Here is a 12,598-nt window from a genome sequence, read left to right on the forward strand (position 1 = left end):
ATTGCTCTAAATCGGTATTGTAGGGGCGGGGTTTATCCCCGCCCGTATTTTTACATTGCTTCGTCGCTAAAGCTCCAATGACAATTCGTTAGTAAATGTTTGATCGCAACCTGGCATTAAAAATAAAGGGCGGATTCCTTACTTCATGAATCCACCCCGGCGGCTTGAAGATTAAAAAAGGCGGTTCCCTAAGAGCCGCCTTCTCAGAATGCGAAAATACAGTTGGTTACTTTATGGAGTCCTTTAATCCCTTGCCAGGTTTGAACTTCACGACCTTTCGGGCCTTGATGTTGATGGTCTCGCCCGTCTGGGGATTGCGGCCTTTACGTCTCTTCCTCTTGGCGACTTCGAAGGTCCCAAACCCGGTCAGGGTCAGCTTGCCTTCCTTCTTAAGGGTTTTAGTGACGTTGGTCACAAATGAATTGAGAGACCTTTCGGCGTCGGCCTTGGTCAGTTTGGTGTCCGCTGCGATCTTTGCTACTAAGTCTGCCTTGGTCATTTTCTCCCCCTTAAATTAGCAATTTTAATGGTGTCATTTTGACTGGAAAACCCCTAACTCCCCTCTCTCGCTTCGTTAGTCTTTGTAAGTAATACCACCTGGCCCATCAACCGGACAGCAGCCTGACAAACTCCCTATCCCTTCATTCATGTCGGATATTAACGCCCAAAATCCAACTGTATCTCTGGGTTGCCTGATCTTGAAGAGAGAAACTTAACCTCAAATAACGCTATTTGATTTATACTAAGATAGCTACCCTAACATGATTATTTTTCCCAGGCAAGAAAAAAAATCGAAATATTGAAAAAAAATAGAATGTTGGAAAAGAGGGCCCGCATGGCTCTAAGACGGAGAGCAAACCCATCATCAAGTTGACAATAGGTTTGAAATATTATAAAAATCAGACATCAAGATTGACAGACAGACCGAAAAGCGGCGCCGGTTCCCAAAAGACGCCGGCTGGCGCTATGATATTTATAGCACTTTATGCCCTTAAGAAAGGGGAGTTTCATTGAAAGAGCGCGTTCTCAATATCCTGACTGAAAGTATAGATGTCAAAAGGCAGGCCCGGAAAAAGGCTGATCTCGTTGTCGAGGCGGCGGAGATGATCGCCTCCGCTTTTACAGCAGGCAATAAGCTGCTGATATTCGGCAATGGAGGTTCGGCCGCCGACGCCCAGCATATTGCCGCCGAGTTTGTTAACCGCTTCATCATCGAACGGCCGCCGCTGCCTGCGGTGGCCCTGACCACAGACACCTCAATTCTGACCAGCATCGGTAACGACTACGGTTTCGATGACGTCTTTTCCAAACAGATCAAGGCCATTGGACAGGCGGGCGACGTCGCCTGGGGAATCTCCACCAGCGGCAAATCGCCCAATGTGCTCAAGGCCTTCCAGGCGTCTCAGGAAAAACAGATCAAGACCATCGCCATGACCGGCGCCGGCGGGGCGGAGGCCAAGATTGTGGCCGACCTGCTTCTGGATGTTGACTCCACGGCCACGCCGCGCATCCAGGAAATGCATATCACCTGGGGACACATCATCTGCGAGCTGGTGGACTACATCCTCTTCCAGAAGCCGGGGGAGCAGGAGGAAGAGCGGTGAAAAAATTTCCCCCTCTTGAATTAAAAGAGATAAAGACCTATTCTTTAAAAGAGAGGGCCAGCAAGGTCTCTGTCGAGGATTTCGGGAGTCCCTGGCGCCGGGAAGGGAGCCTGACCGATTTTTTTGACCGCCTGCCGCGGATTCTGGCTGCAAGCGATTTCAGGGAGGTGGTGGACCGGCTCGCCAAAGCGGTCAGGGCTGAACGAACGGTCATCCTCGCCATGGGAGGCCATCCGATTAAGGTCGGCCTGGGACCGGTTATAATTGACCTGATCGAACGAGGCGTCATCTCTCTCCTGGCGGTCAACGGCTCGGTCATGATCCATGACACTGAAGTGGCGCTGGTCGGGGCAACCTCGGAAGACGTCGCCGCGACCATCACCCAGGGGGCCTTTGGGATGGTCAGGGAGACGACGGAGCTGATTAACGCCGCGGCGCTTGAGGCGGTTCAAAACAATCTGGGGCTGGGCCAAGCCCTGGGTCTGAAACTGGCTGGTGGTGATTATCCCTATGAGGATAAAAGCGTTTTCGCGGCCGCTGCAAGACTGAATGTGCCCGTGACCGTGCATGTCGCCCTGGGGACGGATATCGTGCACATTCATCCCCAGACCGACGGGGCCAGCCTGGGCCAGGCCAGCCTGACCGATTTCCGTCTGTTTTGCCAGGCCGTGGCGACCTTAGCGGGCGGTGTTTTCATTAACCTGGGCTCCGCGGTTATCATGCCCGAAGTTTTTCTCAAGGCCGTGAGCCTCGCCCGGAACCTGGGCCAAAGTTTGAAAGACCTGACCACGGTCAATATGGACTTCATGCGGCACTACCGCCCCCAGGTCAATGTGGTCGAACGGCCCACGGCCGACGGCGGACAGGGATTTAACCTCATCGGTCACCACGAACTGATGTTCCCCCTGCTGGCCGCGGCCTTGATCGAAAGGCTCGGTTAATACCAGGGGATAAAGATGGAGATCGTCATCGAAGCGGGTCATTTGGAAGTTGAAGCCGAACTCTTTGACACGGCCACAGCCAGGGCGATTTTTGAGGCCCTCCCTTTGGAGGCCGCGGCCCACACCTGGGGAGATGAGGTCTATTTCGAGATTCCCGTTACCGCGGAGCTGGATGAAACGGCCCGGGAAGTGGTCCAGATCGGAGACCTGGGCTACTGGCCCACGGGCAAGGCTATGTGTATCTTTTTCGGTCCGACCCCGATTAGCAGTCCCGGGGAAATCAAGCCGGCCTCGGCGGTCAACATCATCGGACAAGTCCGGGGTGAGGCCGCGGTTTTTAAAGAGGTTCAGGCCGGAGCCAGAATCAAGGTCGGCCGGGCGTGAAAGTTAATTTAGAAAAAAGGTGACCTTTATGCCGATTTATGAGTATCACTGTCAAAAATGCAATCAAACCTTTGAGAAGCTCATTCTTTCGTCCTCAGAAGAGATTGTCTGCCCCAAGTGCCATGACCGGAAGGTTGAAAAACTGATGTCAGGGTTCAGCTTTAAAAGCGGCGAAAATTTCAGCAGTTCCGGCGGTTCTTCCTGCTCGGGATGCTCTAGCACCAATTGCAGCAGCTGCAACTAAAGGTCTTTTCAAGAGACAGTGGTCTCTGCCTTAAGAACGATGAGACAGACACGGAGCGGGCCCTGTATAATCAGCGCCCGCTTTTAATTCATAAGAATCCAAGGCAAAAAGTTTGAACCTGGCAAGCATAAAAATCGCCACGCGTGGAAGCGCCCTGGCGCTGGTCCAGGCCAACTGGGTCAAGTCCAGGCTTGAAAGTCAGTACCCCGATCTTGCTGTTGAGCTGGAGATCATCAAGACCAGGGGCGACAGGATTCTGGACGTTTCCCTGGCCAAGATCGGAGGCAAGGGCCTGTTCGTCAAGGAGATCGAGGAGGCGTTGATGGACGGTCGGGCCGACCTGGCCGTTCACAGCATGAAGGACGTCCCCACCGAACTGCCCGCCCCGCTGGTCATGGCGGCCGTGACCGCGCGCGAGGATTTTCGCGACGTCCTGATCACGCGGCAGCAGGTCGGTCTTGATGATTTGCCTCGCCATGCCAGGATAGGCACCTCAAGCTTGAGGCGTCAGGCTCAACTGCTTCACCTGCGGCCGGACCTGACCATGGCGCCTTTAAGAGGCAACGTGGAAACCCGGCTTAAAAAACTCGAATCGGAAAACCTGGACGCGGTCATCCTGGCCGCGGCCGGATTGATACGGATGAACCTGATCCACCGGATCACGCAGTTCCTGGAACCGGACTTCATGCTGCCAGCCGTCGGCCAGGGCGCGCTCGGCCTGGAGGTCAGGGCCCGGGACGAAGCGCTCAGGCAAAGAATTTCGTTCTTAAACCATGAGCCGACCGCGGTTTGTGTCAAGGCGGAGCGGGCGTTTCTCAGGAGGCTAGAGGGAGGCTGCCAGGTTCCTGTTGCGGCCCTGGGTCTTTTTGAGGGAAAATGGATGCGTTTGACCGGCCTGGTGGCCGATGCGGAAGGACGGCGTTATTTCCGGCATGCTTTGACCGCTGAAGTCAGTGAGGCCGAGTCTTTAGGCCAAAGGCTGGCGCAAGCGCTCCTGGATCGCGGGGCCGGTGAAATTCTGGCCGAGGCGCTGCCGTTATCACAAGATCGGAAGACCACATGAATGAAAGAACCGGGGGGAAAGGCAAGGTCTATCTCGTGGGCGCCGGTCCGGGAGACCCCGGCCTGATCACCCTCAAGGCCCTGGAATGCCTCCGCCAGGCCGATGTGGTTGTTTATGATTTTCTGGCCAGCCCGGCCCTGCTGCGCCATGTCCCCCCTGAGGCCGAACTTGTTTATGCAGGCAAAAAGGGCGCCCAGCATACCCTGAACCAGGAGGAGATCAATCAACTCATTGTGACCCGGGCGAATGAAGGCAGAACCGTGGTCCGTCTCAAAGGGGGAGACCCTTTCATTTTCGGCCGCGGCGGTGAGGAAGCCGAGGAGCTGGCCAGGGCCGGGGTGTCTTTTGAAGTCGTGCCCGGCGTGACTTCTGCCATTGCCGCGCCCGCCTATGCGGGCATTCCCCTGACCCATCGTAAATACGCTTCCAGCGTCGGCTTCGTCACCGGGCATGAGGACCCCTCCAAACCGGAATCCGCATTGGACTGGGACCGGATCGCGTCCGGGTTGGACACCCTGGTCTTTTTGATGGGGGTGCGCAACCTGCCCGTCATCACGGCGCAGCTGATTCAGGCGGGCCGCGATGCGGCCACCCCGGCGGCCCTCATCCGCTGGGGGGCCACACCGGATCAGGCGACCCTCGAAGGCACGCTGGCGGATATCGCTTCGCGGGCCGAAGCCCAGGGGCTTAAACCGCCGGCCGTTCTGGTGGTGGGCGAGGTTGTCCGGCTGCGCTCCAAACTGAACTGGTTTGAAACCCTTCCTCTTTTTGGCCGCACGATCATGGTCACGAGGACCAGGAGGCAGGCGAGCGTTCTTACAGGCGCGCTTTCGGGCCTCGGGGCCAAGGTCATGGAGTGCCCCTTGATTCGCCTCGTCCCGCCAGACGATTGGGGGCCGGTTGACAAGGCGATTGATGATCTAACCGAGTTTGACTGGCTGATCCTGACCAGCCCCAACGGGGTGGAGTTTCTCTTCAGACGCCTTTTCGAGCGGGGAAAGGACGCCCGCAGCCTGGCGCCGGTGAGACTGGCCGTTATCGGTCCGGCTACGGCTGAAAAGCTGGGGTCTTACGGCCTGCGGGCCGATCTCGTGCCTGAGGAGTATGTGGCTGAAGGTCTGGCCAAGGCCCTCATCTCGGTGGGAATATCCGGCCAGAAGGTTCTTCTGGCCCGCGCCGCCCAAGCCCGGGCCGCGCTGGCTGAGGAGCTTTTCGCGGCCCGCGCTTCGGTGCGGGAGGTGACTCTCTACCAGACCCTGCCGCCGGAAGACATGCCTCCAGAGGCCCGGCTCGCCTTGGAGCGGGAAGACCTGGACGTGGTCGCCTTTACCAGTTCTTCCACCGTGACCAACCTTGTTGAGCTTCTGGGCGACCGGACCCCAGGGCTTTTATCCAGGGTCAGGGCGGCCTGTATCGGCCCCATCACCGCCCGGACAGCGCGGGAGGCCGGCCTGAACGTGGTCGCCGAGGCCAAAGAATACACCGTCCGCGGCCTGGTGGCCGCCATCAAAGATTACTGCCACCGATCCGCCTGAGCCTTAAGTTTTAAGGTCAAGGGCGTTGAGTTTGAGTTCAGTTTATGACTTATATGCCCGGAAAATCTCCTTAACTTTTTTTATCGGTCAGCCTGAAAGATGAGCCAAAAGTCCCTGATTGATTCCAGCCGGTCCCGTGAAAAAACACGGGCCATTGATTACCGGTCCGAGCTGAATGCGGCGCAGTATGAGGCCGTGACTACCATTGAAGGGCCGGTCCTGGTGGTGGCCGGGGCAGGTTCGGGCAAAACGCGCGCCCTTGTCTTTCGGGTGGCCTTTCTGGTCGAGCAAGGCGTTACTCCCGAATCCATCCTCCTGCTGACATTCACGCGCAAGGCGGCCGCCGAGATGCTGCGCCGCGCCACAGAACTGGTCGGCCCCGGGTGCGCCCGGGTCTCGGGCGGGACTTTTCACGCCCTGGCGCACGAGCTTTTGCGGGTCTGGGCCGGGCGTGTGGGATTTCCGGCCGACTTCGGCATTATGGACCGGGGGGACATGGAGGAACTGCTTGGCCAGTTGCGGAAGCAGGCCGGTCTGGCGGGAAAAGACAAGCGTTTCCCTCATCGAGGCACCTTGGCCAACATCGTCAGTAAAGCCGCGAATAAGGTCATGGATATCTCGGAACTGCTTGAAAACGAATACGCTCACCTCCTGCGCTTTGCAAAGAAGATTAAGGCCCTGGCCCGGGATTACACCATCTATAAACAAGAAAACGCTTTGCTCGATCTGGATGACCTGCTGCTGCTTTTTCATAAATTACTGACTCAAGATTCAGAGGCCCAGGAGAAGATCGCCTCCCGCTACCAGTACATCATGGTTGATGAATTTCAGGACACCAACCCCATCCAGGCCGAGATTGTCCATCTGCTTGGCCGAGGTCACCAGAACGTCATGACGGTCGGTGACGAGGCCCAATCCATCTACTCCTTTCGTGGCGCCAGCTTCAAGAATATCATGGACTTCCCGAGGAGATTTCCTGAGGCCAGGATCATTCACCTCGAAGAGAACTACCGCAGCCGCCAGCCGATTCTGGACCTGACCAATCACATCATCTCCCGGGCGCGGGAGAGATACGAGAAGAAACTTTTTACCAGGCGAGCAGGCGGAGAGCTGCCCCGGATAATACCCCTGTCCTCTGAAAAGGAGCAGTCCCTTTTCATCTGTCACAAGATTCGGGAGCTCGTTGACTCCGGCCAGCAGCCGGACAGTATCGCGGTCCTGTTTCGCGCGGCCCGCCACTCCTTCGGCCTGGAGGTGGAACTGCTGCTCCATGACATTGATTTCGTGAAATACGGCGGCCGCAGGTTTTTAGAAAAAGCCCACGTCAAGGACCTCCTGTCGCTGCTCAGGGTGGTCAGCAGCCCCGGGGACCGCGTCAGCCTGAACCGGGTTCTGCTGCAGCAAGAAGGGGTTGGCTCCAAGACCGGGGCCAAGATCGTGGACTGGGTAGAGGGAAGGCGTGAGCGGCTGGTAAGCCTGGACCAGTATCCGGGTTCGGCGCGCCTCCAGAAGTCCCTGTCTGGTCTGGCCTCTCTTTTTAAGGACATCGGGGCGAGGGGGGTCGTTCTCAAGGAACGGATATCGCGGGCCTGGGATTTTTATCGGCCCTTTATGGAATATAAATTCCCTGACGACTACCCTGACCGGATTAACGATATCGAGGAGTTTCTGCGCCTGGCTGAAGGTTACGGCAGCCTGAACCGTTTGCTGGGCGACATGGCCTTGGAGCCGCCTGACGCCAGCCTGTCCCGGCCCCGCTCCGGAAACCCAAGCCACCGTCTGGTGCTTTCCACGGTTCATTCGGCCAAGGGATTGGAATGGCATACAGTCTTCATCATCTGGGCCACCCAGGGTCGTTTCCCGCCGCCTTTTATCAAGCGCACCGTGGAAGAGCTGGAAGAGGAGCGGCGGCTGATGTACGTCGCGGCCACCAGGGCCAAAGAAAACCTTTATTTTCTCTGTCCCCTGGAAGAGCAAAGCGGCGAAGGCCTGTTCAGGCCGGGCCTGTCTCCGTTTCTGGCCGATGTTCCGCCGAACCTCGCGGCCATCGGTCTGGAGAGGATGGAGGTTCGTGTCAGCAAAGCAGGTCCGCCAAAGCCTTTGGTTCAGCCGCCTCCGGGAGGGTTTGCCTTGAATGAGCGCGTCAGGCATCGGGTCTTCGGCTTCGGACGGGTGGTGCGCCTCATTTCCAAGCAGAAGATTCAGGTGGACTTCGACCACTTTGGCGTCAAGACCCTCTTGATTGATTACGCCGGGCTCCAGCGCATCAACGGCTGAGGCTGACGCCTCTTTGTCGCGAGGCGACGACCTTTATCCATCCCTTTTATTCCGACGGAAGAGGACCAGCGTATGAACTATAAAGAAACCCTGGATTTTCTCTATTCGCTCCAGAAGTTCGGGATCAAGTTCGGCCTCTCCTCCACTGAAAACCTTCTGGCCCGGCTGGGCCGGCCGGACCAAAGCCTGGCGAGCCTGCATCTGGCCGGAACCAATGGTAAAGGCTCTGTCGGCGCGACCGTGACCGCGGTCCTGACTGAAGCCGGTTACAGGGTCGGTTTTTATTCCTCGCCCCACCTGATCTCATTCCGCGAACGCTTCATTATCGGCCGGGAGACGATCAGCCGGGCGGATGTGGTCAGCCTGACTCAAAAGGTCATGGAGGTCATGACGCCTCAGGAGCCGCCGACCTTTTTTGAATTTGTGACGGTCATGGCCTTCTGTTATTTTGCTATGGAGAAGGTGGACCTGGCCGTCATGGAGACGGGCATGGGCGGCCGGCTGGACGCAACGAACGTCATTCAGCCCCTGGTGGGCGTGATCACCAATATCTCGGTGGAGCATACTGATTATCTGGGTCGAACCCTGATGGAGATCGCCGGGGAGAAGGCCGGGATTATCAAGCCGGGCTTAAGCGTCGTCACCGGTGAGAAGAGAAAGCGTCTCCGTGAATTTTTCAGCCGGACGACTCGCGAGCGCGGCGGCAGGCTCTTGATTTTGGGCCGGGACTTCCGGGCCCGTTCCCGACCCGGCCATGGATTTGACTACTACGGCCTGAAGCGCAGGCTGCCAGGATTGAAGCTCAAGCTCATGGGCCAGCATCAGGTCCGCAATACGGCGCTGGCTCTGGCGGCCCTGGAACTGCTTGCAGAAAAAGGATTTGTTTTCACCGAGGAAGATATACGGCTCGGCCTGGCCTCGGTGTCCTGGCCGGGGCGGGGCGAGGTCTTTCCCGGCTCTCCGGACCTGATGCTCGACGGCGCTCATAACCCCGCGGCCGCGGCAACTTTGGCCAAGCTGCTTCGCCGCCTGGACTACAAGCGGCTGCACCTCGTTCTGGGGATCATGGCTGACAAGAATATTCCGCGCATTATGGCCCCCCTGCTGCCTCACGCCCATGCCCTCTACCTGACCCGGCCCGAATACCATCGCGCCGCCAGCCCGGAAGTTCTGGCCGCAGCGGCCAAGGGGTTCACCGGACAGCTCGCCGTCCTGCCCACGATTTCGGAAGCGATTGAGGCGGCTAAATCCGCGGCTGCGCCCACGGACCTGGTTCTGGTCACCGGATCGCTCTTCACGGTGGGCGAGGCCCGGGCTTTTCTCACCGGCGAGGAAGATATTTGATGACAGCCGCGCCTGGACTTTACCTGCCCAGGCATTGATGGTATGAAGGAGGAGACGGGCCGGTGCGATACTCCCGATCACCGGCCTGGGTATCGCATATGAATCTCCGATCAATTGTCCTGGCGGCCATGATGCTGACCCTCCTTCCCCTGACCGTCCTGGCGGAGCAGGCTAAAGTCACTGTCGGCGGCGCTGAGGGTTGGACCTTATCGGCCGACCGGATAACGGGCGACAGCAAAAGAGGCATCATCGAGCTTGAAGGCCGCGTCGTTTTAAAACGGGAGGCCGAGCGCATGGAGGCCGATTACGTTCGCCTTCATGAAAAGAGCAGGATGGTCGAAGTCAGAGGGCAGGTCGTCTTTACCTCCACGGATTTCAAGCTCGTCTGCCAGAGGCTGGTTTACGACCTGGACAATCATATCGGTAAGATTTACCTGGGCACGATTTTCTTCCCTTCAAACAACTATTATATCTCCGGTGATGAGATCGAAAAGACCGGCCCGGACACCTTCACCGTAAGCAAGGGCCGCATCACCACCTGTGACGGTCCTTCCCCGGCCTGGTTCCTCACGGCCCAGAATATCAAGGTCCAGCAGGAAGGCTATGCCTCGGCCAGACACACCACCCTCTCCACGCGCCATTTCCCGGTCTTCTACACGCCGTTTCTCATCGTTCCGGTAAAGACCAAACGCCAGAGCGGTTTCATCATCCCGGAAATCAAGATCTCTGACCGGGACGGCATGGGCCTGAGCTTGCCTTACTTTTGGGCTATTTCTGACAGTAAGGACATGACCTTCACTTTGACTTCCATGGCCAAACGCGGCCTGGACTATGGCCTGGAGTTTCGCTACCGGGACTGGGGCGGCCAGGGAACCTATAAAATAGACTACCTGCTGGATCAGGACCCCCCGACCTCACCGCTGCCAGATGGCGGGTACGAGACGCACCGGAACCGTTACTGGCTGCGGGGGAAATCCGATTTCATTGCTGGCCGAGGTTTTGAAGTCAAGTTTGACCTGGATTATGTCAGCGACCCCAGGCTGCTCCCGGAATTCGAGCGGACCTCATTTGGGTACAACCGGACCAATGAGCAGTTTTTTGAGGAATTTGGTCGGGGCTTTGCCGAACCCCGGGACCCGCTGCGAAAAACCTCCCTCCTGATCTCAAAACACGTCAGTCCGATGCACCTGAACATGGCCCTCGAGATGACTAACGATCTTGATGCGCCGGACAACCGCGAGACCTTGCAGCGCCTGCCTCGGTTCGATCTGGACCTGCCTCGCACCGCAGTGGCGGGCACGCCGTTCTTTTTCAAGATGAATTCGAACTACACCTACTTCAGCCGCAAGATGGGAAGTCAGGCCTTTCGCTGGGACATCCATCCGCGGCTCCACTGGCCCTTAAGTCTTTTAGGCTGGCTGGACCTGGACCCTTCCTTCGGTTTTCGCGAGACGGTCTATTTCCCCTATAATTTAAGTGACGCTGAAGGAAATTACAGGTTCAAATCCCGGGAGATGTATGATCTCGAATTAGAAATGTCAACCAGGTTCTCCCGAATCTTTGACGTGGGAAAGGGGCGTATTGAAAAGATCAAGCATCGCCTTAAACCGGAACTGCGTTACCGCTTGATTTCCGGTGCGAAGCAGGAGGACCTGCCTTACTTTGATCCCAGTGACCGCATTGATCGAGAGGAGGTCATCGAGTACGGGCTGGTCACTTATCTAGTGGCCAAGATTGATCAAAAAGCCAAAGACTCTTCTGCTGAAGGCGATGCCTTTCCCTGGAACTCGTATCATGAGTTCTTGCGCTTCAGGCTTTCCCGGACCTACAACCTGCTCGAAGCCCGCCGGAAACTGACCGACGCCGCAGACAGACGGCAGATTCACGGACCGTGGAAGGCTGAATACAGCTTCAGCTTTCTCCCCTATTTCCAGATAGAAGGTGAGAGCGAGTATGACACCTACGATCATCACTTCACCCAGCACACCATTGAATTTCAGGTTCGGGATAAGCGCGGGGACGAGGCCTCAGTCGAGTACAACTTCAATTTTGATAACTACGAGGAAATCCATTACCGTCTTCTCCTGGCCTTGAACAAGGAAACGACCCTCCAGTTCGAAAACCGCCACTCCCTGAAAGAAAACCTGAATATCGAGACCGTCTACGGCCTGACATATAAGGCCCAATGCTGGGCGCTGCGGCTGGAGTATATTAACCGCCCCGATGATCAGTCCCTGGTGGTCTTCTTCACCCTGACCGGTTTGGGCGAACTCGGGGCTTCCACCTTCAAACCCGGGGCCAGGCGTACAAGGTATTAGTGGCGATGCACAGCCAGCCATGAAAAAGGTTCTATCTTTGCCCGGCAGGAAACCGTTTCCAACTTTAGAGCGGCTGGTAATACCAAGTTGCGATCAAACATTTGCTAATGAATCGTCATTGCGAGCCCCCGGCCCTCTGGCAGAAGCCATAGGGTTATTTAGCAAAGAAATTGTATTCAAGTTTTGGAAGAGGGCGGGGATAAACCGCGCTCCTATCTCTAAATCGGTATTGTAGGGGCGGGGTTTATCCCCGCCCGTATATTTCTGGTCTTTCATATGTCAATAAAGGTATAGTCTTGCAAATGGTTTCAGAAAAAATCAGGCGAAATTTTGGCTGAAATCGCAGAGCGCAAAAAACCTGCCTGAGTCGAGATGATCGGCTCAGCAGGCTAATAAGGTTATTGATTTAGTGCTTCATTCACCTCCTATTTTTTCTAATATGGTGAATGATAAATAGTTGCTAATCCTGTTCAGTATCCTCGGGTGGCGGAAGAGATCGGGTTGTTTTTCTGTCTGTTAACCAGTTCTTTATCGTAGAATATATTCCGTAGCTCAAGCCTACAGCACCGACCAGAAAGGCTCCTTTCTCCCCGTAATGATGAAGGGCCATGTCCACGAGAGGAACCACCATGCCATGAGCGGCGAGACCATCACCTAATTCTTTGAGGAAATGGTGAAGACGTTCTATCAGTCCGGGATCTTTGATTTGCCTGTCTAAAGCTTCCCGTAAAAAATTGCAAAGTACCAGGATATCCTGCTGTTGAATATCAGCATCTGACTCAATCGCTTGTTTTAACAAAGTTAACAGGGGATCGATATCCTTTGTTTTAAAATCCTGGAGGAGTTGTGTGGTCTCTCGAAGAAATTGATTTTGATGCTCAATAAGGC

Annotated in this window: 11 protein-coding genes; 9 read left to right on the forward strand and 2 right to left on the reverse strand. The window is 56.3% G+C overall.

What is annotated here, in order from left to right; genetic code table 11:
- Positions 1–226: 226 nt before the first annotated feature.
- A complete protein-coding gene (locus JRI95_12855; GenBank protein ID MBW2062431.1) occupies positions 227–499 on the reverse strand; it encodes an HU family DNA-binding protein in 273 nt (90 codons plus the stop codon).
- A gap of 511 nt (positions 500–1,010) precedes the next feature.
- Here JRI95_12855 and JRI95_12860 point away from each other — a divergent pair.
- The 9 genes from JRI95_12860 to JRI95_12900 all read left to right on the forward strand — a co-directional run bounded on the left by JRI95_12860 (position 1,011) and on the right by JRI95_12900 (position 11,710).
- Positions 1,011–1,604, forward strand: coding sequence for a D-sedoheptulose 7-phosphate isomerase (locus JRI95_12860; GenBank protein MBW2062432.1), 594 nt, complete (start codon positions 1,011–1,013; stop codon positions 1,602–1,604).
- Positions 1,601–2,545 carry a hypothetical protein gene (locus JRI95_12865; protein MBW2062433.1) on the forward strand — a complete coding sequence of 315 codons (945 nt, stop codon included), beginning with the start codon at positions 1,601–1,603 and terminating at the stop codon, positions 2,543–2,545. The genes JRI95_12860 and JRI95_12865 overlap by 4 nt, the downstream gene beginning before the upstream one ends.
- A gap of 15 nt (positions 2,546–2,560) precedes the next feature.
- Positions 2,561–2,929, forward strand: coding sequence for a hypothetical protein (locus JRI95_12870; protein MBW2062434.1), 369 nt, complete (start codon positions 2,561–2,563; stop codon positions 2,927–2,929).
- Positions 2,930–2,957: 28 nt separating this feature from the next.
- Complete coding sequence (locus JRI95_12875; GenBank protein ID MBW2062435.1) at positions 2,958–3,173, forward strand: zinc ribbon domain-containing protein; 216 nt, start codon at positions 2,958–2,960, stop codon at positions 3,171–3,173.
- 112 nt (positions 3,174–3,285) lie between these two features.
- Positions 3,286–4,236 (forward strand): hydroxymethylbilane synthase, encoded by a 951-nt coding sequence (gene hemC, locus JRI95_12880; protein ID MBW2062436.1) that lies wholly within the window; start codon positions 3,286–3,288, stop codon positions 4,234–4,236.
- A complete protein-coding gene (gene cobA, locus JRI95_12885) occupies positions 4,233–5,771 on the forward strand; it encodes a uroporphyrinogen-III C-methyltransferase (protein MBW2062437.1) in 1,539 nt (512 codons plus the stop codon). The genes hemC and cobA overlap by 4 nt, the downstream gene beginning before the upstream one ends.
- A 99-nt stretch (positions 5,772–5,870) precedes the next feature.
- Complete coding sequence (locus tag JRI95_12890) at positions 5,871–8,048, forward strand: ATP-dependent helicase (GenBank protein ID MBW2062438.1); 2,178 nt, start codon at positions 5,871–5,873, stop codon at positions 8,046–8,048.
- A 72-nt stretch (positions 8,049–8,120) separates the two neighbouring features.
- The gene (locus JRI95_12895) at positions 8,121–9,392 is read left to right on the forward strand and encodes a bifunctional folylpolyglutamate synthase/dihydrofolate synthase (GenBank protein MBW2062439.1); all 1,272 of its coding nucleotides are present in this window, start codon (positions 8,121–8,123) and stop codon (positions 9,390–9,392) included.
- 98 nt (positions 9,393–9,490) lie between these two features.
- The gene (locus tag JRI95_12900) at positions 9,491–11,710 is read left to right on the forward strand and encodes an LPS-assembly protein LptD (GenBank protein MBW2062440.1); all 2,220 of its coding nucleotides are present in this window, start codon (positions 9,491–9,493) and stop codon (positions 11,708–11,710) included.
- Positions 11,711–12,170: 460 nt separating this feature from the next.
- On the opposite strand, the gene JRI95_12905 is transcribed toward JRI95_12900, so the two are convergent.
- Positions 12,171–12,598: hypothetical protein (locus tag JRI95_12905; GenBank protein MBW2062441.1), on the reverse strand; the 428-nt coding region annotated here is incomplete at its 5' end.

This window comes from Deltaproteobacteria bacterium (genome assembly GCA_019308995.1).
In the GTDB taxonomy this organism is placed as follows: Bacteria; Desulfobacterota; Desulfarculia; order Adiutricales; family JAFDHD01; genus JAFDHD01.